Raw genomic sequence first — 26,316 nt, forward strand, 5'->3', positions numbered from 1 at the left:
CTATGAAGAAGGAAAACGCAACAAAGGGAGTACTGCTTGTCATGCTTTGCCTGCTTGGCCTGATAGCCAATAGCTGCGAGGATGTAATTGAAATAGAAGTACCCACGGAGCCACCCCGGCTGGTCGTTGAAGGGCTGATACGGGTAGATGTGGACCAGCAATTTGCGCCCGTAGAAATCCGCTTAACACAAACGGCAGGATTTTTTGAAGAAGTACAGCTGGTTACCGACGTGGACGAAATCTTCATTATCCTTCAGCAATTCGAAAACGGCGTTCCCAATGGGATGTCGGGACGTTCCAGCCTGGCGCAGAGCAGCCCGGGTAGTGGGATTTACATCCCGGACCCCACCTTTGACGAGGACCAGCGCATTGCGGTGGATTCAATCACGCAAAACGACATATTATATACCCTGGTTATCGAATGGCGCGGGCGTAGGTACGCCGCACAGACCCGATACGTGCCAACAGTCCCATTAGACGATCTGGCACAGGGGGATCGCACCCTTTTCGATGACGAACAGACCGAGGTAGTCGTAGAATTTACCGATAACGGAGAGCGGGACGACTTTTATCTCTTTGATTTCGGATTTGGAAATTTCCTTCCCTCCGAGGATACTTTTTATCAGGGGCAGCAATTCAGTTTCTCTTATTTCTACGATGAGATTTTTGAACCGGGTACGGAGTTAACCATCGGCATTCTGGGGGCAGATCAGGAATTTTACAACTATATGAATCTATTGGTCGGGCAGGCAGAGTCGGACGATGGCCCTTTTCAGACTCCGGTTGCCACGGTCCGCGGAAATGTTTTTGACGTAACCGACCTCGACAATATTGATGATTTTGATAATGCGAACCAGGCTGAAATCTTTCCATTAGGGTATTTTGCTGTGGTACAAGAGTTTACAGCCAACATCACCATAGAATAGTACAAATGTCGGCGCGCAGATTTTACTTATTGTTGCTCCCGTTACTTGCAATCGCTTTTGCTTCCTGCGAGGATGTAATCGAGGTGGAAGTCCCGGAAGAAGACCCGCGCCTGAATGTCGAAGGATTAATTCGGGTAGATACCACCGAAGAATTCCTCCCTATCGAAATCAAATTAAGTACCACGACGCCATTTTTCGGGGAATTTCAGCCCGTTAACGAGGTCGAAGAAATTGTGATTATCATTCAGGTCTTTGACGAAGAGGGCAATTCCCAGGGTACAGGTACGTCGGTACTGGGACGTGATGAAACCCGCGAAGGCTATTACATTCCCGTGGTTATCGAAGGAGATGTGGACGAGCGCGTTGGGATGGGAATCATTGAATTTGACGTCCTATACACCCTGGTAATCACTTGGGAAGGAAGGCGGTATGCCGCTCAGACCCGATATGTACCCGCTGTGCCCATTGCCGAGGCCAGCTTCGGGGGCAATACGCTTTTCGACGAAGATGAAACCGAGATCGTTGTCCGATTTACAGATAATGCAGATCCGGGTGACTACTATATTTTCGATTTCGGGGAAGGGGAATACCTCCCCTCAGAAGACGAATTTTACAACGGTCAGGATTTTGAGTTCTCCTATTTTGTACAACGGGAACTAACCACGGAAGATCCGCTGGAAATTAAAATATTGGGGGCAGACCAGACTTTTTACAACTACATGCTGCTCCTTACCGAACAATCCGGGCTGCTTGAAAATCCGTTCCAGGTTCCAGTGGCTACTGTTCGGGGCAATGTTTTTGACGTTACTGAACTGGACAACATTGAAAATTTTGACAATGCTGGCTCCCCCATGGTCTTCCCCCTGGGTTATTTTGCAATCGTTCAGGAGTTTACCTATACCGTTCCGGCCGAATAGTATCACATTTTGAAGGTTTCCAGATTTTTATTGTTCCTTAGCGTTAGCCTGCTTTTTGCGGCCTGTGAAGATGTGGTGGAAGTGGAAGTCACAGATTCACCCCCCAGACTCCTGGTCGAAGGCCTGCTTCGGGTAGACGAACAACAAGCCTTTATCCCCGTGAGGATACAGCTTAAGGAAACCGCTGGATTCTTTGAAGAACTTACCCCTACCCAGGCCGAGAACATCTTTATCCAGGTGGAGCGTTTTGAGGATGGACAGCTCATCGAATCCTTCAGTTCGCTCCTGGCGGAAGAAAGTCCGGGAACCGGGCTCTATGTGCCGGATCCGAATGCATTTGGAGACCAGCGGATTCCAACGGTCTTTCTGAATGCCGAGGTTCGCTTTACCTTGAATATACTCCATAAGGGAAGGAACTATGTAGCACAAACCTGGTACCAACCTGTAGTTCCGATCGATTTTGTATTACAAGGCAGAAATACCCTTTTTGAAGGAGATGAGACCGAGGTAATAATCACCTTTTCTGATCCGGGTACGACCGACGATTTTTACTTGTTCCAGTTTGACCCGGGGGAGTATTTGGTAACCGAGGATCAGTTTTATCAGGGACAGCTATTTCAGTTTTCCTATTTCTATGAAGATCCTATTCCAGAGGGCACGCTTAAAACCATTCGGATCATGGGGGCGAGTGCGGAATTTTACAATTACATGGATTTACTCATCGAACAAAGTGAACTGGAAGGACCCTTTCAGGTACCCGCAGCCACAGTAAGGGGAAACGTTTTGGATGTTACGGATATCGATAACCTGGAACGTTCTAACAACGCGGATCGGCCCGAGGTATTTCCCTTAGGATATTTCGCGGTGGTGCAGCAATACGAAGAAGAGCTGATTATCCGCTAAATCACAATCCTTCGAAATAGTTTGCCACTGCTGCTTCGGTAAGTGCTGCGGCGTTTTCCATGTTCCAGGCTAATGGGCGATCCCGCTGCCCGACCTCCAGGACCGTATGCAATCCCGCGGCTTTCCATTCCGCTGCACCCAGGGTACAACGTCCGCAAACGGCAACAACGGGTGTATTAAACTGTTTGCCAAGATCCACTACGGCCTGGATCCATTTTCCCTGTAAACTCTGTGCATCCAGACTTCCTTCCCCCGTAACAATAAAATCCGTTTTATCAGAAGCCAGGGCCGCCTCCGCCCCGGTCTGCCGTAAGATGTATTGGGCCCCACCCAAAAACGCTGCCTCCAGAAAAACCTTCAGGCCATAGGCCGTTCCTCCTGCAGCCCCACATCCCGGAGTTTGGGCAGTATCGTTACCCAAATCCTGTTGTACTACGCGATCCAGATTCCGCAACCCCTGATCCAGGCTGCCTACCATATCGGGATCAGCCCCTTTTTGAGGGGCATAGACATAAGCCGCTCCGTTTTCGCCATAAAGGGGGTTATTCACATCATTTACAGCATATATCTGACACGCTTTCCAGGCGTCTGAAACCAAGCCGGCATCAATACGCTCAATACGTTCGAGGTTCTGACCCGAAGGGCTTAACAAGTTACCCTCCCGATCAAAAAATCGATATCCAACGGCATGAGCCAAACCCATGCCTCCGTCACTGGTAGCGCTACCCCCAAGACCGACATAGATTTCCGTGGCACCTCGGGACAGCGCATCTGCGATCAACCGACCTGTGCCCTCTGTATGCGCCAATAGGGGATTGCGCTCATGGGGTTCGAGCAGCACCAATCCAGAGGCCTGTGCCATTTCTACAAAGGCAGTTCCGGATTCAGGATCGAACAGGTATACAGCTTCTACCGGCCTACCCATTGGATCCGGGACCCTGAGCGATATGGTTTCCAAGGTTCGAATGGCCCCAACCGCCTCCAGGAATCCATCTCCCCCATCTGAGGCTGCAAACCTGGGAGTTTCGGCCTTCGGATACGTCTTGCGAATCCCTGCTACCACCGCATCGCTGACCTGTGCCGCTGTCAGGGATCCTTTGAATTTATCGGGAAGTAGTAATACGCGCATTAAATCAATGGGAAATTAGAATTTGACGTACCTTCACGGTTAAAGTTAAGCTGTCGTACTATGGGCAGCAAAAGAAATTAAAGAATAATGCCAACAGACCGGGAAAAACTGCTTAAAGGATTCAGGAGGCTACTGATTACTGTATTTCTGATGTTTACGGGGCCGGTTGTGCTCTACCAGGCCTTTAAAAACCAGGACCACCCCTGGTACATTCCCGTTCTGATTATCGGGGCCATCCTTGCCCTTGGGGCGATGGCCATGGGATTCTGGGGCATTAAGACGCTTGTAGACGCCTTTTTTGCCAAGCCCAAATCCAAATCCTGAGCTACCACCGTGATTTTATCTGACTTGGCGCAGCCGAGGTTGTTCGGGTCGCAGGGAGATATTATCTTTGCCGCCTACATCCTTTCCCTATGATTGAGATTACCCTGCCCGATGGCAAAGTTCTGGAATATGCCAGTGGAATTACTCCTTACGAGGTAGCCCGGGATATTAGCGAAGGTCTGGCCCGAAATGTGATCAGCGCCAGTTTCAACGGAAATACGGTGGAAACCGTCACCCCTCTTAAGGAGGATGGCGCGCTGGTGCTCTATACCTGGAACGACGAGGCGGGCAAAAAGGCATTTTGGCATTCCTCTTCCCACGTACTTGCACAGGCCCTGGAAGAGCTGTACCCCGGAGTTAAGCTCACCATAGGTCCGGCCATCGAAAATGGGTTTTATTACGATGTCGATTTCGGAGAGCACACCGTCTCCGAGAAGGATTTTGACGCGATCGAAAAGAAAGCCCTGGAAATAGCCCGTGGTAAGCACGACTTTAAAATGCGGGAGGTCTCCAAGGCAGATGCCCTGGCCCACTACAAGGAAGAAGGCAATGACTTCAAGGTGGAATTGATCGAGAACCTGCAAGACGGGGATATCACCTTTTGCGACCACAGTACCTTTACAGACCTCTGCCGCGGGGGGCACATTCCCAATACCGGGATCATCAAAGCCTTCAAAGTGCTGAATGTTGCCGGGGCGTATTGGCGCGGTGACGAAAACCGGCCGCAACTAACGCGCGTTTACGGGATAAGTTTTCCGAAGCAAAAGGACCTGAAGGAATATCTGGAACTGCTGGAGGAAGCCAAGAAAAGGGACCACCGGAAACTGGGTAAAGAATTGGAATTATTCACCTTCTCCCAGCGGGTTGGACAGGGGCTGCCGCTTTGGTTGCCCAAAGGAGCCGCATTACGGGAACGCCTTGAAAATTTCCTGAAGCAGGCCCAGAAGAAAGCAGGATACGAGATGGTCGTTTCCCCGCATATCGGGCAAAAAGAACTCTATGTTACCTCCGGCCACTACGCGAAATATGGAGAGGACAGCTTTCAGCCGATCCACACCCCGAAAGAGGACGAAGAATTCCTCCTGAAACCCATGAACTGCCCGCACCACTGTGAGATTTACCGTGCGCGACCTTTCTCGTACCGGGAACTGCCCAAGCGCTATGCGGAATTCGGGACGGTTTATCGCTATGAGCAGAGTGGGGAATTACACGGGCTTACCCGGGTCAGGGGCTTCACCCAGGATGATGCCCATATTTTCTGCACCAATGATCAATTGGATGCGGAATTCAAGAATGTTATCGATCTATCCCTCTATGTCCTCGGTTCCCTGGGATTCGAGAATTTCCGCGCTCAGGTTTCGGTACGCGACCCGGAAAATCCTGAGAAGTATATCGGTTCTTCCGATAATTGGGACAAGGCGGAGCAAGCCATTATCAATGCCGCAACAGAGAAAGGACTCGATTTTGTGATCGAACCTGGAGAAGCCGCATTCTATGGACCCAAACTGGACTTTATGGTTCGGGATGCCCTGGGACGCCAATGGCAGCTGGGTACCATCCAGGTCGACTACAATTTACCAGAGCGTTTTGACCTGACCTACAAAGGCAGTGATAACGAATTGCACCGGCCTGTAATGATCCACCGTGCACCTTTCGGAAGTATGGAGCGGTTTGTGGCATTATTGTTGGAACACACGGGTGGAAATCTGCCGTTGTGGCTGGTTCCTGAACAGGCTATCCTCCTGCCAGTCAGCGAGAAGCACGAAAAATATGCGGAAAAAGTTTTAAATTCTCTGGAAAATCGCGAAATTCGCGCCCTCGTAGACGCGCGCAGTGAAACGGTCGGCAAGAAGATCCGGGAGGCAGAGTTAGCAAAATATCCCTTCATGATCATCGTCGGTGACCAGGAAGCTGAAGAAGGTAAAATTTCGGTGCGTCGGCACGGAGGCGGGGATCTCGGATCCCTTACGGTGGAAGCCTTTGCCGACTTGATCCAAAAAGAAATAAATAGTACCTTAAAGACGTTCGAAAGTAAGTTAAATTAAAATCGAGAAACCATAGCAATACGTAGAAGACGCCGGCCGCAGCCGAGACGGGAAAATAAAAACCCGCACAATATCAATGATAAAATCACGGCACCCAAGGTTCGCCTTGTAGGTGATAACGTGGAGATGGGAGTATACAGCATTCGCGAAGCCCTCGAGAAAGCTGAAGAGATCGGGTTAGACCTGGTTGAAATTTCCCCTAGCGCAGATCCACCGGTCTGCAAGATCATGGATTACAAGAAATTCCTGTACGAGCAAAAGAAGCGGGATAAAGCCTTAAAGGCAAAAGCTTCCAAGGTCGTAATCAAGGAAATTCGTTTCGGACCCAACACGGACGATCACGACTACGATTTTAAGAAAAAGCACGCAGAGAAGTTCCTGAAAGAAGGCGCCAAGTTAAAGGCCTATGTATTCTTCAAGGGACGTTCGATTGTGTATAAAGATAAAGGGGAAATTCTGCTGCTCCGCCTGGCCCAGGAATTGGAAGATTACGGGAAAGTAGAGCAGATGCCCAAGCTGGAAGGAAAGCGAATGACTATGTTCATCGCTCCCAAGACAGTTAAGAAATAAATGGATTGTAGCTTCTGGCCTAAGCGAGAGTTACATGAAATTTAATAAGTGAGAAAGCGAAATTAAGAATCTGTAAACAAGCGAGACAATGCCCAAGATGAAAACCAAATCCAGCGCCAAGAAGCGATTTAAGCTGACGGGTAGCGGGAAAATCAAACGGAAGCACGCTTACAAAAGCCACATCTTAACCAAGATGTCTAAAAAGCGTAAGCTCCGTCTGACGCATTCTACATTGGTACATCCGTCCGATGAGAATAGTATTAAAGAACAGCTGCGCCTGAAATAAATCGCAGCCGGTAAGTTTAACCCTGGAGTCAGGCCATAAAAGCGTTCCACAAAGGAGCCGCCTGCTACAAAAAAACAAGAAACAAAATGCCAAGATCAGTAAATTCAGTAGCCTCTAGAGCCCGCAGGAAAAAAGTCCTGAAGCAGGCCAAGGGGTATTATGGCCGACGTAAAAACGTCTGGACCGTAGCCAAAAATGCGGTTGAGAAGGCGATGCAATACGCCTATCGCGACCGAAGAAATAAAAAACGAAGCTTCCGTGCGCTGTGGATCACGCGTATCAACGCTGGTGCCCGCCTGCATGGAATGTCTTATTCCCAATTTATGGGAGCCGTTAAGGCAAACAACATCGAATTGAATCGCAAAGTGCTTGCAGACCTGGCCATGAACCACCCAGAAGCTTTTAAAGCTGTGGTGGACAAGGTTAAGTAGGTAAACGCCACTCTCACTTAGAATCCCGGTTCCCATGGAGCCGGGATTTTTTTATTCCGTAAATCTGGAGAAATCACGTATTCAGCGCTGCTCGCCAAACAGGGTAAGGACAAGGCGCCTTCCCGATGCCCGATCCCGGTGTTCACAGAGGTAAATACCCTGCCAGGTTCCCAGTTTTAAGCTTCCATTCCCAATGGGCACCTGTACGGAGTGTCCCACCAAAGAAGATTTGATGTGCGCAGGCATATCATCAGGTCCTTCTAAGGTATGCACGTAATAGGGAGCATTCTCAGGAACCATCTGGTTAAAATGGCTTTCGAAATCCAGGCGTACATCCGGATCTGCGTTCTCGTTCAGGGTAAGCCCGGCCGAGGTATGCTGAATAAAAACCTGCAGGAATCCCGTTTTGATTTCACGTATTTCCGGCAAAGCCCTGAGAATTTCCCGGGTGATCAGGTGGAACCCCCTGGGAAAAGGTTGCAAACGTATATCTTTCTGAATCCAAGGCATAGGGATCAAAATTGCGACTAAACATCTCAAGCCGCCGATTAAATTTGGATTAAATCAATTCCTTCCAACAACGAAAGTTACGGATAAAAAATACCTTTGCTAAAACCATTCGCACTATGGCCCAATTCGAATATCCGCTTCCCGAAGACCTGAAAAAGGTACGCCTGGTTATTACCGATATGGATGGTACCCTCCTGAATGCCAGGCATGAGGTAAGCGATCGATTTTTTGAATTATACCGCAGCTTAAGTGCACGGGGCGTCATTTTTGGGGCGGCCAGTGGCAGGCAATACCAGAGCATCGTTCAGAAGTTGCCCGAAATCCGAGAGAACATGGTGATCATTGCGGAGAATGGCGGCCTGGCAACGTATCAGGGACAGGAATTGGTTTCGACTCCCCTACCCCTTCAATTGCGTAATGAAGTACTCAGCGCTCTGGAGAATGTGCCTGGAACCTATGCCGTACTCTGTGGCAAGGACAACGCCTATGTCAAACCCCATCCGGACAATTTCCTGGATAAACTCAGGGAGTATTATACCGGTTTCGAAATCCATGAAAACCTGCATGCATTCCAGGGGGAAATCATGAAGATCGCTGCCTACCATTTTGAGAGCTCAGAGCAATATATCTATCCGGCGGTTAAGCAATTCGAAACAGACCTTATGGTTAAGGTATCCGGAGCCCACTGGGTAGATCTTTCCCATGTTGACGCACATAAGGGCTTTGCCCTGAAAATTGTGCAGGAGCATTTGGGCATTGCCCCGGAAGAGACAATGGTCTTCGGAGATTACAACAACGATCTGGAAATGATGTCACGGGCCGACTTCAGTTTTGCTATGGCCAACGCCCATCCGAATGTCCTGGATGCAGCCCGGTATCAGACAGCAAGTAATGAGGAACGCGGAGTGGATCAGGTACTGGAAAAACTAGCCGAAGCGCTTGGGTAACTCACTTATTGAACTGTTACCGCAATGGCCTGGAATCAAGTCTTCTGCTTTTTCTTGCGGGCGGCCGGAAAGAGCACGTTGTTGAGAATTAATCGGTAGCCAGGGGAATTGGGATGCAATTCCAACTCTGTTTTCGGATCCCCTACCCGATGCTGGTAGTCCTCCGGATCATGGCCCCCATAGAAGGTAAAGAATCCGCGTCCTACTATACCATGGATATAGCGCGCTTCCCCATTTAATTTATTTTCCCCCAGTACCAAGACCGTTGGCTTTACTTCGTCCCGTGTAAAGGCTGTGGTTTGCCCCATAAAGCCTTTCACCAGTGCTGTATGATTCTGGCAGAGCATGGTAGGCACGGGATCCCACTTGGCCGAAAAGTCCATTAGGGAAAAGTAATCGGATTCCCGGGGGAAGTCATTGCGTTTAGAGGTCATATCGATACTCGAAAACTCATATCGCAAGGGATTGCGTTCCAGGGTAAAATTCCGAAAGGCAAAGGTTCGCCCGTAGTCGAGTCGGTTTTGGTAATTCGGATCTGAAGGATCTCCGTCGAACATAGGTTCACAAATATCCACGTCCTTAGCTGCCAGGGCAATATCAAAGCTGTCCGTAGCCGAACACATGGCGAACATAAAACCTCCACCGATAACATAGTTCCGTATTTTTTCGGCAACCGCACTCTTGGAATCGCTCACTTTAGAAAACCCAAGTTGGGCAGCCAGGGCTTCTGCCTGACGTTTGCCTTCGATATACCAGGGAGCGGCCCGATACGAGCCATAGAATTTTCCGTACTGGCCGGTGAAATCCTCGTGATGCAGGTGGAGCCAATCGTATATCGCCAGCTTATCCTCCATGACTTCCTGATCGTATACGGTAACATAAGGGATTTCCGCATAGGTGAGTACCATAGTCACCGCGTCGTCCCAGGGTTGATTATCCTTGGGGGAATACACAGCGATTTTAGGGGCTTTCTCCAGGATCACCGCCTCCTGATTCTGGGATGGGCTGGCAATGCCATCGAGAATGCTCTGCGCCTGGGCGTCTGACAGGACTTCGAAACTAACCCCGCGAATGCGACACTCGTTGCGTATGGGTTCCCCGTCGGGCAGTAAGAAGGAGCCGCCGCGATAATTCAACAGCCATTGCACCTTTTGTTGTTTGCTGAGCACCCAGTACGTAATGCCATAGGCCTTCAGGTGATTCTCCTGGGTTTCCGCATCCATGGGTATCAGGATTTTGGAGGCATGCATCGGCAGGGTCAAACTGCAGAAGACCAACAAAATCAGTATTCGAGAAGAAAAAAAGTGCTTAAAAAGGTACGTCATTGTCATCCGGATCTGCACCAGGGTCATCGTTCATGCCGCTTCCGAATGCCTGGTCGGCACTAGGTAAATTGCGGGATATGAACGGATTTTCCCCGTCTGCATTCATCTTCGACTGGAACTCAAATGGTGAGTCGAAGTCATCCAAATTATCAAATTTCCCAAGTTGGGCAATGAACTTTAACCTAATATTATCGAGTCCCCCATTCCGGTGTTTGGCCACAATAAACTCCGCCTGCCCTTGAGTTGGCGTGCGTTCCTCGTCGTCCCATTCGTCTATTTTGTAGTATTCCGGACGATAGATAAAGGAGACAATATCCGCATCCTGCTCAATAGCTCCGGATTCCCTCAAATCGGAAAGGATAGGGCGTTTACTTCCCCCACGGGTCTCTACCGCACGGGAGAGCTGGGATAGCGCAATAACGGGAACATTGAGTTCCTTGGCCAGGGCTTTCAGGTTTCGGGAAATCGTGGAAATTTCCTGTTCCCGGTTTCCTCCTTTCTGACTGGCACCACCGGTCATCAGTTGCAGGTAATCTATAATGACCAGGCGAATCCCATGTTGGGAAGCCAGTCGCCGTGCCTTGGCACGCAGGTCAAAAATCGACAGGGATGGCGTGTCGTCAATAAACAAGGGGGCTTTCTCCAGGGACTTAACCTTGACATTGAGTTGCTCCCATTCGTGTTTCTCCAATTTCCCGGTTCGCAACTTCTCTGAGGACAGACCCGTCTCCGAGGAAATCAATCGCGTAATCAACTGTACGGAAGACATCTCCAGGGAAAAGAAAGCTACCGGGATTCCTGCGTTTACCGCAATATTCCGGGCCATGGACAGGGTCAGGGCGGTTTTACCCATACCGGGACGGGCAGCGATAATAACCAGATCACTGGGCTGCCAACCGGAGGTGAGTTTGTCTACCTTGTCGAAGCCTGAAGGTATCCCACTGAGGCCCTCCTGATTAGAGATTTCCTCGATCTTGCGCTTGGCCTGAATAACAAGGTTCTGCGCTGTTTCGGCAGAGCGCTTCAGGTTCCCCTGAGTAACTTCGTATAATTTGGATTCCGCATTGTCCAGCAGGTCAAAGACATCCGTCCCTTCCTCGTAGGCTTCCTCGATGATCTCACTGGAAATCTTAATCAGGGATCGCTGGATATACTTTTGAAGGATGATGCGGGCGTGGAACTCAATGTGGGCCGATGAGGCTACTTTTTGAGTGAGTTTTATCAGATAAAAATCCCCTCCGGCCAGGTCGAGCTTCTCATCCTTCTTTAATTGGGCAGAAACGGTTAATAAGTCTACCGGTTCGGAGGATTCGAAGAGTGTAAAGATGGCCTCGTAAATATATCTGTGGGCTTCTTTATAGAAGACATCAGGGTGCAGAATGTCGATAACTTCGTCTACCCCTTTTTTGTCGATCATCATCGCCCCCAATACAACTTCCTCTAAATCAACAGCTTGAGGTGGTATTTTCCCTTTTTCCAGGGGAATTACCGAAGCTTTTGAGATGCGGTGAGCCGCGATGGGGGTGGATTTTTCCATAGGGGTCAAAAGTAGGGAATTAACCTTAAGTTAACAGAGTTACCCTGGGCCCGATGTTCACCGGTAATGAACATTTACCCTGTTAATAAGTTACAACTTTCTGTGGAAAACTAAAAAAATCCGGAATGCCAGAATCCGGATCTCCCAGTGTCATTGATCTTAAGGATTTTACCCCTTGAATACGCCCATGTTGGCGTACTTCTCCATACGTTGATCCACCAATTCTTTTGGTGATAACTTTTTAAGATCGCGAAAATGCTTCTGAATTTTGTTTTTGACGATCTCAAAGGTCTTGTCCCGATCTGCGTGCGCACCCCCGGAAGGTTCTTTGACGATCTCGTCGATCAGCTTCATTTTCTTCATGTCTTCAGCGGTGAGCTTCAGGGCTTCCGCTGCCTGCTCCTTATACTCCCAGCTGCGCCAGAGTATGGAACTACAAGATTCCGGAGATATAACACTATACCAGGTGTTTTCAAGCATCAGCACCTTATCGCCGACACCGATTCCCAGCGCTCCTCCTGAGGCACCTTCCCCGATAATCAGTACAATAATTGGCACCTTGAGTCGGGTCATTTCCAGGATATTCCGTGCGATGGCTTCCCCCTGCCCTCTTTCTTCGGCTTCAATTCCGGGATAGGCTCCCGGGGTATCGATAAAACAGACAACAGGAATATTGAATTTCTCTGCCGATTTCATCAGTCGTAGTGCCTTCCGGTAGCCTTCTGGATTGGCCATCCCGAAATTGCGGTACTGACGTGTTTTGGTATTATAACCTTTTTGCTGGCCAATAAACATATAGGATTGATTCCCGATTTTTCCGAGCCCCCCGATCATAGCCTTATCGTCCTTAACGGTACGGTCGCCATGTAATTCCAGGAAACTCCCGCCGCAAATAGCGCGGATATAGTCCAGGGTATAGGGTCGGTTGGGATGGCGGGAGAGTTGAACCCGCTGCCATGCGCTCAGGTTCTTATAGATCTCCTCGCGCGTTTTCTCGAGTTTCTTTTCGATCTGTTTACAGGTTTCGGTGACGTCCACATCACTCTCCTCACCTATCAACTGGCATTTTTCCAATTGTTCTTCCAGTTCCTTGATCGGGAGTTCAAAGTCCAGATATTCCATAGTTGCGAGTGGTTATTTCCGAGTAGATTGTTAGTTGTTGGTAGGCAAAGATAACGGATATTCGAAAAACCCTATCGTTTTGCTTTGCTGAGTAAATAGTATCCGATAAAACCAAAAATGAGATTGGGGATCCCTACCGCCAATAGCGGAGGAAAGCCCGACTGTTCGGCCAGGGTACCGAATACCTTATCCATAAAGATGTATATGAACGCTACGCCGATTCCAAAGGCGAGGTTCACCCCCATTCCCCCACGGCGCTTCACTGAGGAAACCGCGACGCCAATTACGGTAAGGATAAAGGCGGTTATCGGCAAGGCCCAACGCTTGTACTTTACCATGATGTAGGTATTGACATTGGATGCCCCTTTACGCTGCTGGTCCCGGATAAACTCATTTAACTCAAAGAGGTTCTTGGTTTCGGCGATATAACTTACCGGGGTTAGGTCGTCGATCTGGAAGGCAAACAAGGTATCCAGGCGACGTCTGGTCTCCAGGCGCTCCGTTTCCCCTTCCACGATACGTTTGGTGTAGGTGGTTAACCGGTATACACTGTCCTCCTCCATCCATCGGATATTGGCAGCAGATATCTTGTAATCCAGCTTTCCATCTTCCCCGAAATGTTCATAGGTAAAGTTGTAACCAATCTGACGTTCCGGGTCAAAACTGCTGACGTACAGATAGTCCCTATCCCCAAGTTGATTAAAAATATTATCCTTATCCCGGTCCTGTTTACCCTTTTTGAGGTACTTGTACTTGAATTCATTATACCCTTTACTGGCAGATGGAACAATGAACATCCCCATCATAAACATGAGTACCGCGATGATACTCGCCCCGATCCAGTAAGGCCGTAAGAAGCGCCAAAAGCTAACCCCGGAACTAAGGATGGCCACAATCTCGGTGTTGTTGGCCATTTTCGAGGTAAAAAAGATTATGGATAGAAAGAGGAAAATGGGAAAAAGCAGGCTCCCGATATAGATGGTGAAATTCCCATAGTATATCAGGATCTCTACCAGTGGCGCCTCATTGTCTATCATCTTGCCCACCTGCTCGGCCAGGTTGAGCATGATCCCAATAGGAACGAATAACAGCAGCATCAGCCCAAAGGTGAGCAGGTACTTCTTAAGGATATATCGATCTATTATGGTCATGAAGCCAGGCTGTGGTCTTGCTTTCCGAATAGCAAATTATAAACGTTTATCCATTTGTTTTACCATTTGATCCTTCCACGGCCGGAAACTGCCGTCCAGAATCCTCCGGCGGGATTCGCGAACCAGCCAAAGGTAAAATCCAAGGTTGTGAATGGTCGCAATCTGCTTCCCAAGATATTCATTGGCGGCGAACAAGTGCCTCAGATACGCCTTGGAGTATTCCTGATCCACAAAGGTGTGCCCCATAGGATCCAGGGGGGAAAAGTCATCTTCCCACTTCTTATTCTTGATATTAATGGTCCCTTCTGAGGTAAAAAGCATGCCATTCCGGGCATTGCGCGTAGGCATTACACAATCGAACATATCGACACCCAGGGCAATATTCTCCAGGATGTTGATCGGGGTACCCACACCCATCAGGTAACGGGGTTTCCCAGTTGGCAGGATATCGCAAACGGCCTCCGCCATTTCGTACATCTCTTCGGCCGGTTCGCCTACGGAAAGTCCACCAATTGCATTCCCCACGGCGTCCGTACCCGCAATATATTCAGCGGATTGCTTGCGCAGGTCGGTGTAAACAGATCCCTGGACTATTGGGAAAAAAAGTTGCTGATACCCGTACAGGGGCTCGGATTCCTCAAAATGCTTTATACAACGATCCAGCCAGCGGTGGGTCAGGTGCATCGAGCGCCTGGCGTAGTCGTACTCACAGGGATAGGGGGTACATTCATCAAAGGCCATGATAATGTCTGCACCGATTTCCCGCTGAAGATCCACCACAGATTCGGGGGTGAACTCGTGCAGGGAGCCGTCTATATGGGATTTAAACTTAACCCCTTCCTCCTTTATTTTGCGCCGCCCGCTCAGGGAATATACCTGGTAGCCCCCACTGTCTGTAAGGATAGGTCGGTCCCATCCCATAAATTTATGCAGGCCCCCGGCCGACTTCAGGATTTCCGTTCCCGGACGCAGGTACAGGTGGTAGGTGTTTCCCAGGATAATGTCCGGATCGATCTCATCCCGTAGCTCCCGCTGGTGGACACCTTTAACGCTGGCTACCGTACCGACAGGCATAAAAATAGGGGTCTCGATAGTCCCGTGCGCAGTTTTGAGGAGACCTGCCCGGGCCTTACTGCCCGGATCCGTATGTTTGAGGGTAAAGTTCAATATTCAACAGAAAAATCCCGGCCAAAGATACGCATCTCAGGGGCACTACCTCTTAAAATGTGCCTAAAGTTGGATGGGTGAAAAAGCGTTGATAAGTTGTGGTACTGCCCATTTGTAAGACCGGGGGATTGCCCTTACTTTTGAGCAAACCAGTACAATACTATGGCCGATACAAAAGATTTAGATGCCCTGGTGGTCCAGGTGCGCCGCGACATCCTCCGGATGGTTCACAAAGTCAACTCCGGGCATCCCGGCGGATCCCTGGGTTGCACCGAATTCCTGGTAACCCTTTACCACGATATCATGGAATTGAAATCCGGTTTCGATATGGATGGAAAGGGTGAAGATATATTCTTCCTTTCCAACGGACATATCTCCCCCGTGTTCTACAGCGTTTTGGCACGTCGGGGGTATTTTCCGATTGCAGAACTCGATACCTTCCGCCTGATCGATTCCCGTTTACAAGGCCACCCGACCACGCATGAGGGATTGCCTGGGGTTCGGATCGCTTCCGGCTCCCTGGGTCAGGGGATGTCTGTAGCCATCGGTGCCGCACAGGCCAAGAAACTCAATAAGGACAACCATTTAGTATATAGCCTGCATGGGGATGGAGAACTGCAGGAAGGCCAAAACTGGGAAGCCATAATGTATGCGGGCAGCAAAGGGGTGGATAACCTGATTGCCACTATAGACCGCAATGGGCAGCAAATCGATGGGCCAACCGAGGAAGTAATGTCCCTGGGAGATCTGCGCCCTAAATTTGAAGCCTTTGGCTGGGACGTACTGGAGTTGTCCGATGGCAATGACCTGCAAGCTGTACGCGAAGCCCTCTTGGAAGCCAAGTCCCGCAGCGGCAAAGGCAAACCCGTAGCCATTATTATGACTACCGTTATGGGCAATGGGGTAGACTTTATGATGCATACCCACGCCTGGCATGGGAAAGCCCCTAACGATGAGCAATTAGAAACCGCTTTAGCACAAAATCCTGAAACCCTCGGGGACTACTAACAAACTCAAGACATGAAAAAATATACGGATCAGGGAAAACAGGATACGCGTAGCGGCTTTGGTGCCGGAATGACCGAATTGGGAAGAACCAATCCTCAGGTGGTTGCCCTTTGCGCCGACCTGGTGGGTTCCCTTAAAATCGAAACCTTTATTGAAGAAAATCCGGAGAAGTTTTTCCAGGTTGGGATCGCGGAAGCTAATATGATGGGAATTGCCGCAGGCTTGACCATTGGCGGTTACATTCCCTTCACCACCACTTTCGCCAATTTCTCTACAGGAAGGGTTTATGACCAGATTCGCCAGTCCATTGCCTATTCCGACAAGAATGTAAAAATCTGTGCTTCTCACGCCGGCCTTACCCTCGGAGAGGATGGCGCAACCCACCAAATCCTGGAGGATATCGGGATGATGAAAATGCTTCCCGGCATGACGGTAATCAATCCCTGCGACTTTAATCAGACCAAGGCAGCTACCCTGGCGATCGCAGAGCACCACGGCCCGGTTTACCTTCGCTTTGGCCGGCCTAAGGTTGCCAACTTTACCCCGGTAGACCAGGAATTCCAAATTGGAAAGGCTGTTATGCTGCAGGAAGGTAGTGATGTAACCATCATCGCCACCGGACACCTGGTTTGGGAATCGCTTTTGGCAGCCGAAAGACTGCACGAGCAAGGGATTTCGGCCGAGGTAATTAATATCCACACGATTAAGCCCCTGGACGAGGCGGCGATCCTGGCCTCAGTGGCCAAGACCGGATGCGTCGTTACCGCCGAAGAGCATAACTATCTGGGCGGACTCGGCGAGAGTGTAGCCGGCTTACTGGCCCGTAAGCACCCTACGCCTCAGGAGTTTGTAGCCGTTCGCGATAGCTTTGGAGAAAGCGGGGTTCCTGAAGAACTTATGGCCAAGTACGGCATTGACAATAAAGCAGTCGAGAACGCCGTTTTACAGGTGTTAAAACGAAAGGCCTAGTTAGTCTGGCATCTTTCTTGCAGTAAGGGGAATTCGTAACCCGGGGCTGCGGCAAGACTGCGGGCCCACAAAAACGAACACCTATGAAACGCTTACTGCTTCTTAGCCTATTCGCGCTATTTACGTATTCTGCATCAGCCCAGGCCGGCTCAGGCTTTGGTATCAAAGGCGGATTAAACTACAATGCAAACGGGGACTATTTTGAATCGGCCGGGGAGGCCGCCCGAAACCCGGATCGCAACGTTGGATACCACCTGGGAATCTGGGGGAAACTGGGGAACGATATTTACCTGCGTCCCGAACTCGTCTACACCCGAACCAAATCCGATTACAATGGGGATGACTTCGATATGACCAAGCTGGATCTTCCTGTCCTTTTAGGAATTAAAGTTATAGGCCCCCTGCATGTGTTTGCCGGACCCGCCTTCCAGTATATCCTGGACACTGAATTCGATGGTATCTCCATCGACGATGTGGATAATGATTTTACCGTGGGTGTAAATATCGGCGCCGGGATTAACCTGGGAAAGCTGGGAATTGATTTACGGTACGAACGTGGTCTCGGAGATAACGAAGCAAACTTTATCAATACCAACATTACCACCATCGGAGCGAGTCGTATCGATACAAGACCCGATCAGTTGATCCTGAGTTTGTCTCTGAAATTGTAATTCCGGAGATCCCCTCCAGGCTTTGCCTGATCGAAAAAGCTAAAAAAGAAAAGCCCCGGTATTCCGGGGCTTTATTTTTTATGTGCTATAGTTTTAGGAATCGGCATCCAGGTGGTCTGGCGTTCCATCGCCATCAGAATCTCTGAAGGTAACCACTCCGTTAACCACATCTACTTCATCCGCGGTAGGAATCCCGTCTGCATCGTCGTCGGAGTCCTGAAAATCCGCTATTAACTGACGGAAGTTGGCGCGTTCCCAGTCCCTATCGGTGTTGTCATTGAGGTAGTCCCCGTCTCCATCGACATCCTCCATGAAATTAGGAACGGTGTCGCCATCCGAATCGGTGTTTTCGATTACCCTTCCAACATCTACGGTAAAAATCAACGGGCTGAATGCCGGGACTTGTCGGGTATCATTAAAATAGCCCAGCCCAGAAGGAATGATTAACAAACCTACCCCGTTGTTGGTGTACTCCGTTGTTCCATCCGGATTAATGACAAAACTATCCTCCGTGGCGGAACTGAAATGCGTCATAGCCTCCCGATATCCCCTCAGGAAGAATGGGAGAATTTGCCAGGAGTAATTGGGTATGGCATCAAAAGCAACCCCGTCGAGAAAGGTACCGCGATAGCGCAATAATACCGAATCTCCGGTTGTGGGCTGGATACCCGCGCCTTCCCGTGCAGAGAGGTAGTAAAAGGTATGCGGTACATCCACATCGGCCTGGTCCAGATCTAAGTCCTCAGGGCTCAGGACAATGGTTCGGGAATTGACCTGCTGGCTCAGCGGTGTTTTATCGGCATTATCGCCGGCAATCGTATCGATTACGATCTGAAAGTCGAAATCTGCAGGTGGGTTTTGAAATTCCTCGTAGTTGTAAAAGTGCGTCTGGAGGAATTCCTGGATAGCCGCTTCATCTTCCTCGGCAACCTCAGCAAGATCCCTTGGAGGGACTACTGTACCGGGTACACCACCGTCATCGTCATTATTACAAGAAATCCATAAAGCCCCTAAGAGCAGGGTTAGCAGGGCATGCTTCAATTTCATAGCCATTCCATTGAGGGTCGCAAGATACAATTTTCCACTATTTTTGCCTTCCGCCTTAACAAAGAATTATCCGCATGCGGATCGATAAATACCTTTGGTGTACGAGATACTTCAAAACCCGCAATCAGGCGACCGAAGCCTGCAAGAAGGGTCAGGTGAGTATCAATGGAACCCCTTGTAAGCCTTCCCGGGAAGTGCTGCCTACGGATAAAATCCGGCTGCGAAAAAATCAAATCAATTTTGAATTGACCGTCCTGGATATTCCGCCTTCACGTGTTGGAGCCAAGTGGGTTGGAATCTTTCGCGAGGATACCACGCCTGCTGAATTGCTCGAAGAGCAGCAGTTAATCCGTAAAAGTCAGGAATATTATCGCCAGAAAGGTACGGGCCGCCCAACGAAGAAAGACCGCAGGGATTTGGACGAATATCTAACGGACGAGGACAAGGAACATGAAGATTAATTCCGAGGACTATTGGTCGGAACGTTATCGTAACGGCTCCACAGGTTGGGATATGGGTGGGCCCGCACCGGCACTAACTGCATATGCCGACCAATTGACCGATAAATCCATCCGGATTTTGCTTCCCGGTGCCGGGCGTGCTTATGAAGCCGAATACCTTTTTCGGGCAGGTTTTACTGCGCTCACGGTCATTGACATTGCCGCGGAGCCCCTCGCGGATTTGAAGGCCCGCGTTCCGGAATTTCCGGAATCCCAACTGATTCCAGCCGATTTCTTTGAGTTTCAAGGGGGGCCTTTTGATCTGATCTTGGAGCATACCTTCTTTTGTGCCCTTCCTCCTGCCCTCCGGTCGGAGTACGTACGTAAGATGGCAGCTTTACTCGCTCCGGATGGTAAACTGGCGGGATTGTTCTTTAGTTTCCCCCTGACCGAACAAGGACCGCCTTTCGGGGGTTCAGCGGCAGAATACCGCGCATTGTTTTCCCCTTACTTCGAAATAAAGACCTTGGAACAGGCGACAAATTCCATTCCACCCCGAATGGGCAATGAACTCTTTTTTATCTTTGAATTACCGGAGCAACAACTTTGAAAAGTTGTCGCATCTTTGTTTTACACAAGCCGCACAATGGAGAATCAAATCCTCAACCACCAGCAGATTCAATACAAGATTCGACGCATCGCCTATCAGATTTATGAGAGCAATGTGGATGAGGAGGAAATAATCCTGGCGGGAATCGAAAGTGGGGGACTCGAATTTACCCGGAAGATCAAGGCCGTGCTGGAAAAAATTACCCCGGCTAAAATTACCCTGTGCAAAGTGACCATGGACAAGGAGGCTCCCCTGGAAAGTGGGGTAACCACCTCTTTGGCACCAGAAGCCTATCAGAATCGCTCCATCGTTTTGATCGATGATGTGCTGAATTCCGGCAGTACCCTAATTTACGGAGTGCATCACTTCCTGAAACAGCCCCTCAGACAACTGAAAACCGCCGTCCTGGTAAACCGCAACCACAAGCGCTATCCGGTCAAAGCTGATTTCAAAGGACTCTCACTATCTACTTCACTACAAGAACACGTTCGCGTAGATTTCTCTGCTAAGAATTACGGGGTATATCTGGATTAATTGCTTGAGCTTTTAGTCACTCTGCCCGCGTGATACCAGTCCTCTGACTGCTTGAATCTAGTCCTCCGCCTGCTTGGTTTTTGCACTAAGGATAGTAAGGATTTGCTGAACCACTTCCTCCGCTGATTGCTCCTGAATGCGGATAACATGGTGGGCTTTATCGTAAAAAGGATTGCGCTCAAAAAGGTGTTTCCCGATAAATTCGGGCAACTCTTCCTTATCCAGATGCGCAATCAATGGCCTTCCCTGCTGTTCAGGTTCCAGTCGTTTTACCAACTGCCCTACGCCGAGTTGCAGGTAAAAGACATGAGGCGTTTGACCGAGGAGCAGGTCCATATTGCCCGCATAGCATGGCGTACCCCCGCCAAGGGCCAGGATTCCTGTTTGGTGCTGCTCGAGAAACTCTTTGAGTAATTCGTGTTCCCGTTTACGGAAATACAATTCACCCCGCTGCTCAAAGATTTGAGGAATCGATAGGGCTTCCCGGGATTCGATGTAGTTATCCAGGTCGGTGAAATCCAATCCGGTAGCCTCGGCCAAGACCCTTCCAACCGCAGATTTACCACTTCCCATATACCCAACAAGTACAATTTGCATGCTGCTAACTTTAGCCCTTTGGTCGTAAATATCCGCCTTTTTGTACAAAAGGGAAATTTATCCCGCTTTCACTTGAATAATGATAAATAGATACTATATTTGCACTCCGCAAATCGACCGTATCCACGGTCCTTTTTTTGCGACGACCTGGTAGCTCAGTTGGTAGAGCATCTCCCTTTTAAGGAGAGGGTCCTGGGTTCGAGCCCCAGCCAGGTCACGATCAAGCGCAAAACCCCGCCAGAATTGGCGGGGTTTTTTGCGTTCAGGAGTAAGGCAAAGCTTGCTTTAGGCTTGCGTTTGGACGCAAAAAACCGCCAAGCGAAGCTTGGCTGGGTTTTGCATTTGCAGTACGGGACGGCTGGGTCCAACGAGCGCAGCGAAGTTAACCCCAGCCAGAGATCTCAGGCACGGCCATGGTGAGGCGAACCTAGTGAGCCAACCCCAGCCAGAGCTAAACCGACGCTTTTCACCCTTTTTCCTAACTTACTCTGGTATCAGTGCACGTACCATGAAAGCAGTAGTTTATGAAGCATACAAGGGGAAGCTACAAGTCAATGTAGTTCCCGATCCCGAGCCTCCTGCTCATGGCGTAGTGCTTAAAATCAAAGCAACCGGATTGTGCCTAAGCGACTGGCACGGCTGGCAAGGTCATGATCCGGACATTGTTTTGCCTCACGTTCCCGGTCATGAGCTGGCAGGTGAAATTGTAGCGCTCGGCAGTGAGGTCAAAAACTTTAAACTGGGCGACCGGGTTACCGTTCCCTTTGTCGGTGGCTGTGGTAGTTGCTATCAATGCCATTCAGGAAATCAACAAGTCTGCGATAACCAATCCCAGCCCGGGTTTACACATTGGGGATCTTTTGCCGAATACATGGCCCTGAACCAGGCCGATTTAAACCTGGTGAAATTACCCGACAATATAAATTTTGAAACCGCGGCCATACTGGGTTGCCGATTTATAACTTCCTTCAGGGCAGTGGTAAAACAAGGCAATCTGAAAGGTGGGGAATTCGTAGCCGTACACGGTTGCGGCGGGGTCGGATTATCCGCTATCATGATAGCCAATGCAGTCGGTGCTCAGGTCATTGCTGTGGACATCAATGACAAAACCCTGGCATTGGCAAAAGAACTTGGAGCTATCGCGGTAGTAAACAGCAAGAATTCGGGAGATATCGTAGGCGAAATTAAAGATCTAACCCAGGGTGGGGCGCATGTTTCACTGGATGCCTTAGGACATCAGGAAACTTGCTTTAACTCCATTGCAAACTTGAGAAAAAGGGGGAAACACATCCAGGTTGGTCTCATGGCCGGTGCCCATAAATATCCTCAAATACCCATGGACCGGGTCATTGCAGATGAACTTGAGATTTTGGGGAGCCATGGGATGCAAGCCCATAAATACAAGGAAATCTTCGAAATGATAGCAGCTGGTAAACTCAGCCCTCAACGCCTGTTGGAAAAGACCGTTTCCCTGGAAGATTCGGTGCATATACTGCCTAAAATGAATGAATTCAAAAGTAGTGGCGTAACTGTTATTAATTCTTTTGAATAACTACAGAATAGGCCATCCCAAAATTGCGATTCAAAATCGTTTCAAGTAGCTCTTCAGACATCACTAAAAGAAATCCCATTAATTAAAAAGTGGTTTAGTGGGAACGAACTAATAGATCTTTCGTCTTTAAGAAGAAACTTATACCAACACAAGATGAAAAATCTACTCCTAATTCCTCTGGGGACCTTCCTACTATTGAGTTGCAACAATTCAGAAAAAAAGGATAACGCGCTACTTGACGAAAGAATCTCAAAAATTGAAAATGGCCTTGAGTCTAATTTGCAAATACAATACGGGGATAGTCTAATTAAAAGCGTTTACAACCTAGAGGACCGAATGCGGGAATTGAAAATACCTGGATTGAGTATTGCCGTACTTAACGATGGAGAAATCGAATGGGCCAGAGGTTATGGGATAGCGGACAGTCTTGAAGATCGTAAAGTAGACACTGAAACGCTATTTCAGGCCGGCTCCATAAGTAAGCCAATCGCAGCCACCAGGGCACTCCAACTTTCAGAGCAAGGATTACTTGATTTGGATGAGAACATAAACACCTATTTGACAAGTTGGAAATTACCGGACAATGAGTTCACAAGAAGCGAAAAGGTTACCACACGCAGAATCCTCAATCACACCGCAGGACTTTCGGTCTGGGGATTTCCAGGCTATGCTAGGGGTGAGACAATTCCAAGCATTCCAGATATTTTAGACGGAAAAGGAAATACCGATTCCGTCAGAGTTTTTAAAGAACCCGGGGAAAGTTGGCGGTACTCCGGCGGTGGATATACCATAATGCAACAACTCATTGCAGATTTAGAAAATGAATCTTTTGATGTTATCCTACGCAACGAAGTTTTGAATCCGCTTAAGATGCAATTCAGCACCTATGAAAATCCTTTGCCCGAGAAATATCACAGTATAGCGGCCTCCGGTTATCGTGAGGATGGCACAATAGTCGATGGTCAATGGCATATATATCCCGAAATGGCAGCGGCAGGGCTTTGGACCACTCCATCTGAGCTCTTGCTTTGGGCTCAAGAAGTCCAAAAAATTCTGATGACGCAAGAAGCGGGTTTGTTAGATGTGGAAACCATTAATGAAATGCTTACTCCCAATGAGGACTCTCAAGGCCTTGGACCCTATGTTTTAGATCTTACTTTCGGGCATGGTGGAGCTGATGAAGGTTTTCGTGCGGAACTTCTGGTTTGGAAAGAAACAGCAAATGCCGTAGCTGTAATGGTTAATTCTGATCAGGGAAGTACTATTATCAGGGAATTACTCTTAAGTGTGGTACGGGAATATGGTCTTCCAGAGTACGCGCCGCGCAAACGTATATTTAAGCGACAGTCTCATGATAGCCTTTCAAGATTTACCGGCAAATATGATTTCAATGATAGCGGTCAAGCAAGAATTGTTGTCCGGGACGACGGTCTGGAAGTCACAGGAGATCTTTTTTCAGATGTCATTTTCTTATGGCCGGAAGCTGATAGCACGTTTTTTAACAAGGAAACCGGAACTCGCTATCATTTTATCCTTAAGGATAATAAGGCCGTCGGGCTTAAATTTTCTAGACTTGAAGGTGAAAAAATTGATTAGCAATGTTGGCAATTTGAAGAATAAGGTACTACTTAAAATAGAATAACATTCAAAGTAGACCTTAGGCCTAATCTAGAAAACAAGATCATTAAACTTTATTACCGCCCTACCCCACTCGGTTGAACAAATATGCCTGCGAGGCGAACACTAACTCCTTTGAGTTGCAACCGGAACGTTTGAACTTCCCGGGTTTGGTTGGGCATGCCAAAATTTCGGTAGACGGTCATTTTTAAATAGCTGGGGGAACGTTTTTTATTCCCTTTGTAGGTACAACGCACTTCCCACTGCCCGGGAAGCGACCCATCCAAAAAGAACTCCTGAGAAGAATAACCGAGTAATTTCTCCTGGTAGATCCGGTCTGCATCTGACTCCTGGGAATGGATCCATTTGTGATATTGATTGCCCGGATTTATAAACTGCAGATCAAATTCCGCCTCAGCGTCCGTCCACGCAAATACCAGGCGGGTTCCCCCGATTTCGGATTCCACTTTGGGGCCTTTACCTGGCATATTGGCCGAGGCAGAGACCAGTTCGTTCCGCATCAAAAGCTCAAACTCGCTACTTTCCGCTCCCTCTGGATCTGTTTCCGAATCTAAGCGGTTGGTAAAGTCGATATATCGCATCAATAGCGAAGCCGATTTTTCGAACTGATTCATGCCGTAATACCCTCCGGCCAGGTCCATATAGCTTTGGGCATAATCCGGGCGCAGTAGGAAAATCTTTTTGTAGAGCTCGCGGGCCATGGATTTTCGGCCCTGATCTTCGTAGAGGTAGGCCAGGGACTTCAAGTTTACCGGATGGTCGGCGAAAATGGCTTCATTTTCCTGTATCAGTGCATCCGCCGGTTCTTCCCCCCAGCGATCGTACAGCATTTCATAAGCCTGCAGGAAAAAAGCAGCATCACGGGAATACCCCGCTCGATATTTTTCGATAACCTCAAGTGCCTGAGGCAATTCACTGGACTGTGCCAGTTCCACCCAATAGGAAGGTGCGTTATTCAGCACATCCTCTTCATCTAAAAAGTCGTCTGTGGCAAAGTTGCTTCTGAGTCGGGCCTGATCGTAATTTTCACCGGTTCCTTCCTCTCGTAAGCCATGGGCACCATTTACAGCATTGATGATTACCACGCCCCCGGAGGCAATTTGCCCGTATCGCCATTGTGCCTGTAATCCCGGAATTATCCCGATACGCTTGATAAGGGGAAGCGACAACCAGAATGGTGTTTCCTCGAAGATCATTCCATCTATTTCGTAAATCGGCGAGGAGGTAGCGTTTACCGAGGCGAATCCTCCACGTAAGATCAAGCGGCGTTCTCCGTCCGGAGTAGTGAGAAGTCGCGCACCAGGAACCCTGCCTACAATTACGCTGATAATGTCAACGGCTCCATCGTTGATTTTATCTTCATCAATAGTATAAAAATGATAAGCCGAACGCTCACTATCCAGGTAACCAAAGGTGGTATTGATAATGGTTGGCTTGGTAAAATACTCCATAGCCAATTGTTCCTGCCTGGACAATTTCTTCTCCGTTACAACTACCTCATCCAACTCATTTATCGTACGTTTCATCTCCACATTAAGTCGGGACGTAACGTCTTCCACAACAATTCGCAGGGAGTCTACAGCGGTACCTGTGAATAGTAAAATATCCCTCGGATTCGCATAAATCTCATAGATACCTTCAGAATCGCTGTAGGTAACTGCGCTCGGAGAATCGCTTTCGATGATGGCAAGGCCGCTGGCCTGTCCTTCAATTTCGACTTTAATTCCCGCAATTACATCAAATCCATCGGTAATGGTTCCGTGTACTCTTTGGCCGTCCTGTGCCATGGCCAGGGCTCCAAAGAATAAGATCAATACACTGAGTAACGGTTTTCTCATTGAATACGATTTTGATCTGGCTATTGAAGGCACCAGAGGTTGGGGAGGAACTTTTGTTAAATTAGGAATATTCCTTCTAACAGGATACGCTGGTTATACATCCCGGGCGGCATTTAACAACA

27 protein-coding genes and 1 tRNA gene are annotated in these 26,316 nt (G+C 48.8%); 18 read left to right on the plus strand and 10 right to left on the minus strand.

What is annotated here, in order from left to right:
* The first annotated feature begins 2 nt into the window (after window positions 1-2).
* The 3 genes from BM318_RS11250 to BM318_RS11260 are packed head-to-tail and all read left to right on the plus strand — an operon-like array spanning window position 3 to window position 2,746.
* Entirely contained in the window at window positions 3-926 is a 924-nt protein-coding gene (locus BM318_RS11250; protein ID WP_092982700.1) for a DUF4249 family protein, read from the plus strand.
* A 5-nt stretch (window positions 927-931) separates the two neighbouring features.
* Window positions 932-1,843: a DUF4249 family protein gene (locus BM318_RS11255; RefSeq protein ID WP_092982701.1), complete on the plus strand. Its 912-nt coding sequence runs from the start codon at window positions 932-934 to the stop codon at window positions 1,841-1,843.
* A 9-nt stretch (window positions 1,844-1,852) separates the two neighbouring features.
* Window positions 1,853-2,746, plus strand: coding sequence for a DUF4249 domain-containing protein (locus BM318_RS11260; RefSeq protein ID WP_245759814.1), 894 nt, complete (start codon window positions 1,853-1,855; stop codon window positions 2,744-2,746).
* A 1-nt stretch (window position 2,747) separates the two neighbouring features.
* Here BM318_RS11260 and BM318_RS11265 read toward each other — a convergent pair whose 3' ends face one another.
* Window positions 2,748-3,875, minus strand: coding sequence for a glycerate kinase (locus tag BM318_RS11265; protein WP_092982703.1), 1,128 nt, complete (start codon window positions 3,873-3,875; stop codon window positions 2,748-2,750).
* A gap of 87 nt (window positions 3,876-3,962) precedes the next feature.
* On the opposite strand from BM318_RS11265, the gene BM318_RS11270 reads away from it, so the two are divergent.
* The 5 genes from BM318_RS11270 (at window position 3,963) to rplT (ending at window position 7,531) form a co-directional block, all read left to right on the plus strand.
* A complete protein-coding gene (locus tag BM318_RS11270; RefSeq protein ID WP_092982704.1) occupies window positions 3,963-4,199 on the plus strand; it encodes a DUF6095 family protein in 237 nt (78 codons plus the stop codon).
* An 89-nt stretch (window positions 4,200-4,288) separates the two neighbouring features.
* Window positions 4,289-6,244: a threonine--tRNA ligase gene (gene thrS / locus BM318_RS11275; RefSeq protein ID WP_092982705.1), complete on the plus strand. Its 1,956-nt coding sequence runs from the start codon at window positions 4,289-4,291 to the stop codon at window positions 6,242-6,244.
* 18 nt (window positions 6,245-6,262) lie between these two features.
* Window positions 6,263-6,814 carry a translation initiation factor IF-3 gene (gene infC, locus BM318_RS11280; protein WP_092982706.1) on the plus strand — a complete coding sequence of 184 codons (552 nt, stop codon included), beginning with the start codon at window positions 6,263-6,265 and terminating at the stop codon, window positions 6,812-6,814.
* 88 nt (window positions 6,815-6,902) lie between these two features.
* Window positions 6,903-7,100, plus strand: a complete 198-nt coding sequence (gene rpmI / locus BM318_RS11285) for a 50S ribosomal protein L35 (protein WP_092982707.1) — start codon at window positions 6,903-6,905, stop codon at window positions 7,098-7,100.
* A gap of 86 nt (window positions 7,101-7,186) precedes the next feature.
* Window positions 7,187-7,531: a 50S ribosomal protein L20 gene (gene rplT, locus BM318_RS11290; protein ID WP_092982708.1), complete on the plus strand. Its 345-nt coding sequence runs from the start codon at window positions 7,187-7,189 to the stop codon at window positions 7,529-7,531.
* An 81-nt stretch (window positions 7,532-7,612) separates the two neighbouring features.
* Here the strand turns inward: rplT and BM318_RS11295 are convergent, their stop codons facing one another.
* Window positions 7,613-8,041: a secondary thiamine-phosphate synthase enzyme YjbQ gene (locus BM318_RS11295; protein WP_092982709.1), complete on the minus strand. Its 429-nt coding sequence runs from the start codon at window positions 8,039-8,041 to the stop codon at window positions 7,613-7,615.
* A gap of 116 nt (window positions 8,042-8,157) precedes the next feature.
* On the opposite strand from BM318_RS11295, the gene BM318_RS11300 reads away from it, so the two are divergent.
* Window positions 8,158-8,988 carry an HAD family hydrolase gene (locus BM318_RS11300; RefSeq protein WP_092982710.1) on the plus strand — a complete coding sequence of 277 codons (831 nt, stop codon included), beginning with the start codon at window positions 8,158-8,160 and terminating at the stop codon, window positions 8,986-8,988.
* Window positions 8,989-9,023: 35 nt separating this feature from the next.
* Here BM318_RS11300 and BM318_RS11305 read toward each other — a convergent pair whose 3' ends face one another.
* The 5 genes from BM318_RS11305 to tgt form a co-directional block, all read right to left on the minus strand.
* Entirely contained in the window at window positions 9,024-10,238 is a 1,215-nt protein-coding gene (locus BM318_RS11305; protein WP_092982711.1) for an asparagine synthetase B, read from the minus strand.
* Window positions 10,239-10,296: 58 nt separating this feature from the next.
* The gene (gene dnaB, locus BM318_RS11310; RefSeq protein WP_092982712.1) at window positions 10,297-11,850 is read right to left on the minus strand and encodes a replicative DNA helicase; all 1,554 of its coding nucleotides are present in this window, start codon (window positions 11,848-11,850) and stop codon (window positions 10,297-10,299) included.
* A 168-nt stretch (window positions 11,851-12,018) separates the two neighbouring features.
* The gene (locus tag BM318_RS11315; protein ID WP_092982713.1) at window positions 12,019-12,972 is read right to left on the minus strand and encodes an acetyl-CoA carboxylase carboxyltransferase subunit alpha; all 954 of its coding nucleotides are present in this window, start codon (window positions 12,970-12,972) and stop codon (window positions 12,019-12,021) included.
* Window positions 12,973-13,043: 71 nt separating this feature from the next.
* Window positions 13,044-14,123 carry an LptF/LptG family permease gene (locus BM318_RS11320; RefSeq protein WP_092982714.1) on the minus strand — a complete coding sequence of 360 codons (1,080 nt, stop codon included), beginning with the start codon at window positions 14,121-14,123 and terminating at the stop codon, window positions 13,044-13,046.
* A 36-nt stretch (window positions 14,124-14,159) separates the two neighbouring features.
* Window positions 14,160-15,290 carry a tRNA guanosine(34) transglycosylase Tgt gene (gene tgt / locus BM318_RS11325; RefSeq protein ID WP_092982715.1) on the minus strand — a complete coding sequence of 377 codons (1,131 nt, stop codon included), beginning with the start codon at window positions 15,288-15,290 and terminating at the stop codon, window positions 14,160-14,162.
* A 162-nt stretch (window positions 15,291-15,452) separates the two neighbouring features.
* On the opposite strand from tgt, the gene BM318_RS11330 reads away from it, so the two are divergent.
* The 3 genes from BM318_RS11330 to BM318_RS11340 all read left to right on the plus strand — a co-directional run bounded on the left by BM318_RS11330 (window position 15,453) and on the right by BM318_RS11340 (window position 17,938).
* Window positions 15,453-16,298 carry a transketolase gene (locus BM318_RS11330; protein ID WP_092982716.1) on the plus strand — a complete coding sequence of 282 codons (846 nt, stop codon included), beginning with the start codon at window positions 15,453-15,455 and terminating at the stop codon, window positions 16,296-16,298.
* 12 nt (window positions 16,299-16,310) lie between these two features.
* Window positions 16,311-17,267, plus strand: a complete 957-nt coding sequence (locus BM318_RS11335; protein ID WP_092982717.1) for a transketolase family protein — start codon at window positions 16,311-16,313, stop codon at window positions 17,265-17,267.
* 83 nt (window positions 17,268-17,350) lie between these two features.
* The gene (locus tag BM318_RS11340) at window positions 17,351-17,938 is read left to right on the plus strand and encodes an outer membrane beta-barrel protein (RefSeq protein WP_092982718.1); all 588 of its coding nucleotides are present in this window, start codon (window positions 17,351-17,353) and stop codon (window positions 17,936-17,938) included.
* Window positions 17,939-18,031: 93 nt separating this feature from the next.
* Here BM318_RS11340 and BM318_RS11345 read toward each other — a convergent pair whose 3' ends face one another.
* The gene (locus BM318_RS11345) at window positions 18,032-18,985 is read right to left on the minus strand and encodes an FKBP-type peptidyl-prolyl cis-trans isomerase (protein WP_143099969.1); all 954 of its coding nucleotides are present in this window, start codon (window positions 18,983-18,985) and stop codon (window positions 18,032-18,034) included.
* Between the two features lie 74 nt (window positions 18,986-19,059).
* Between BM318_RS11345 and BM318_RS11350 the strand changes: the two genes are divergently transcribed.
* The 3 genes from BM318_RS11350 to BM318_RS11360 are packed head-to-tail and all read left to right on the plus strand — an operon-like array spanning window position 19,060 to window position 20,569.
* Complete coding sequence (locus tag BM318_RS11350; RefSeq protein ID WP_092982720.1) at window positions 19,060-19,446, plus strand: RNA-binding S4 domain-containing protein; 387 nt, start codon at window positions 19,060-19,062, stop codon at window positions 19,444-19,446.
* The gene (locus tag BM318_RS11355; RefSeq protein WP_092982721.1) at window positions 19,436-20,035 is read left to right on the plus strand and encodes a methyltransferase domain-containing protein; all 600 of its coding nucleotides are present in this window, start codon (window positions 19,436-19,438) and stop codon (window positions 20,033-20,035) included. Before BM318_RS11350 ends, BM318_RS11355 begins: the two co-directional genes overlap by 11 nt.
* A 36-nt stretch (window positions 20,036-20,071) precedes the next feature.
* A complete protein-coding gene (locus BM318_RS11360) occupies window positions 20,072-20,569 on the plus strand; it encodes a phosphoribosyltransferase family protein (protein WP_092982722.1) in 498 nt (165 codons plus the stop codon).
* Between the two features lie 57 nt (window positions 20,570-20,626).
* On the opposite strand, the gene BM318_RS11365 is transcribed toward BM318_RS11360, so the two are convergent.
* A complete protein-coding gene (locus BM318_RS11365) occupies window positions 20,627-21,166 on the minus strand; it encodes a shikimate kinase (protein ID WP_092982723.1) in 540 nt (179 codons plus the stop codon).
* 144 nt (window positions 21,167-21,310) lie between these two features.
* Between BM318_RS11365 and BM318_RS11370 the strand changes: the two genes are divergently transcribed.
* The 3 genes from BM318_RS11370 to BM318_RS11380 all read left to right on the plus strand — a co-directional run bounded on the left by BM318_RS11370 (window position 21,311) and on the right by BM318_RS11380 (window position 24,314).
* A tRNA-Lys gene (locus BM318_RS11370) sits at window positions 21,311-21,383 on the plus strand.
* A gap of 291 nt (window positions 21,384-21,674) precedes the next feature.
* Window positions 21,675-22,718, plus strand: coding sequence for a zinc-dependent alcohol dehydrogenase family protein (locus BM318_RS11375; protein WP_092982724.1), 1,044 nt, complete (start codon window positions 21,675-21,677; stop codon window positions 22,716-22,718).
* A gap of 153 nt (window positions 22,719-22,871) precedes the next feature.
* Window positions 22,872-24,314, plus strand: a complete 1,443-nt coding sequence (locus tag BM318_RS11380) for a serine hydrolase domain-containing protein (RefSeq protein ID WP_092982725.1) — start codon at window positions 22,872-22,874, stop codon at window positions 24,312-24,314.
* A gap of 98 nt (window positions 24,315-24,412) precedes the next feature.
* Here the strand turns inward: BM318_RS11380 and BM318_RS11385 are convergent, their stop codons facing one another.
* A complete protein-coding gene (locus BM318_RS11385) occupies window positions 24,413-26,194 on the minus strand; it encodes a hypothetical protein (RefSeq protein WP_092982726.1) in 1,782 nt (593 codons plus the stop codon).
* Window positions 26,195-26,316: the final 122 nt, after the last annotated feature.

Source organism: Robiginitalea myxolifaciens (assembly GCF_900115205.1).
Taxonomy (GTDB): Bacteria; Bacteroidota; Bacteroidia; order Flavobacteriales; family Flavobacteriaceae; genus Robiginitalea; species Robiginitalea myxolifaciens.

Bases quoted from the DNA above. Each gene is read 5' to 3' on its own strand.
- BM318_RS11250 (WP_092982700.1), top strand. From the start codon at position 3: ATGAAGAAGGAAAACGCAACAAAGGGAGTACTGCTTGTCATGCTTTGC.
- BM318_RS11255 (WP_092982701.1), top strand. From the start codon at position 932: ATGTCGGCGCGCAGATTTTACTTATTGTTGCTCCCGTTACTTGCAATC.
- BM318_RS11265 (WP_092982703.1), bottom strand. From the start codon at position 3,875: ATGCGCGTATTACTACTTCCCGATAAATTCAAAGGATCCCTGACAGCG.
- BM318_RS11270 (WP_092982704.1), top strand. From the start codon at position 3,963: ATGCCAACAGACCGGGAAAAACTGCTTAAAGGATTCAGGAGGCTACTG.
- thrS (WP_092982705.1), top strand. From the start codon at position 4,289: ATGATTGAGATTACCCTGCCCGATGGCAAAGTTCTGGAATATGCCAGT.
- rpmI (WP_092982707.1), top strand. From the start codon at position 6,903: ATGCCCAAGATGAAAACCAAATCCAGCGCCAAGAAGCGATTTAAGCTG.
- rplT (WP_092982708.1), top strand. From the start codon at position 7,187: ATGCCAAGATCAGTAAATTCAGTAGCCTCTAGAGCCCGCAGGAAAAAA.
- BM318_RS11295 (WP_092982709.1), bottom strand. From the start codon at position 8,041: ATGCCTTGGATTCAGAAAGATATACGTTTGCAACCTTTTCCCAGGGGG.
- BM318_RS11300 (WP_092982710.1), top strand. From the start codon at position 8,158: ATGGCCCAATTCGAATATCCGCTTCCCGAAGACCTGAAAAAGGTACGC.
- BM318_RS11305 (WP_092982711.1), bottom strand. From the start codon at position 10,238: ATGCATGCCTCCAAAATCCTGATACCCATGGATGCGGAAACCCAGGAG.
- dnaB (WP_092982712.1), bottom strand. From the start codon at position 11,850: ATGGAAAAATCCACCCCCATCGCGGCTCACCGCATCTCAAAAGCTTCG.
- BM318_RS11315 (WP_092982713.1), bottom strand. From the start codon at position 12,972: ATGGAATATCTGGACTTTGAACTCCCGATCAAGGAACTGGAAGAACAA.
- BM318_RS11320 (WP_092982714.1), bottom strand. From the start codon at position 14,123: ATGACCATAATAGATCGATATATCCTTAAGAAGTACCTGCTCACCTTT.
- BM318_RS11330 (WP_092982716.1), top strand. From the start codon at position 15,453: ATGGCCGATACAAAAGATTTAGATGCCCTGGTGGTCCAGGTGCGCCGC.
- BM318_RS11335 (WP_092982717.1), top strand. From the start codon at position 16,311: ATGAAAAAATATACGGATCAGGGAAAACAGGATACGCGTAGCGGCTTT.
- BM318_RS11340 (WP_092982718.1), top strand. From the start codon at position 17,351: ATGAAACGCTTACTGCTTCTTAGCCTATTCGCGCTATTTACGTATTCT.
- BM318_RS11345 (WP_143099969.1), bottom strand. From the start codon at position 18,985: ATGAAATTGAAGCATGCCCTGCTAACCCTGCTCTTAGGGGCTTTATGG.
- BM318_RS11350 (WP_092982720.1), top strand. From the start codon at position 19,060: ATGCGGATCGATAAATACCTTTGGTGTACGAGATACTTCAAAACCCGC.
- BM318_RS11355 (WP_092982721.1), top strand. From the start codon at position 19,436: ATGAAGATTAATTCCGAGGACTATTGGTCGGAACGTTATCGTAACGGC.
- BM318_RS11360 (WP_092982722.1), top strand. From the start codon at position 20,072: ATGGAGAATCAAATCCTCAACCACCAGCAGATTCAATACAAGATTCGA.
- BM318_RS11365 (WP_092982723.1), bottom strand. From the start codon at position 21,166: ATGCAAATTGTACTTGTTGGGTATATGGGAAGTGGTAAATCTGCGGTT.
- BM318_RS11375 (WP_092982724.1), top strand. From the start codon at position 21,675: ATGAAAGCAGTAGTTTATGAAGCATACAAGGGGAAGCTACAAGTCAAT.
- BM318_RS11380 (WP_092982725.1), top strand. From the start codon at position 22,872: ATGAAAAATCTACTCCTAATTCCTCTGGGGACCTTCCTACTATTGAGT.
- BM318_RS11385 (WP_092982726.1), bottom strand. From the start codon at position 26,194: ATGAGAAAACCGTTACTCAGTGTATTGATCTTATTCTTTGGAGCCCTG.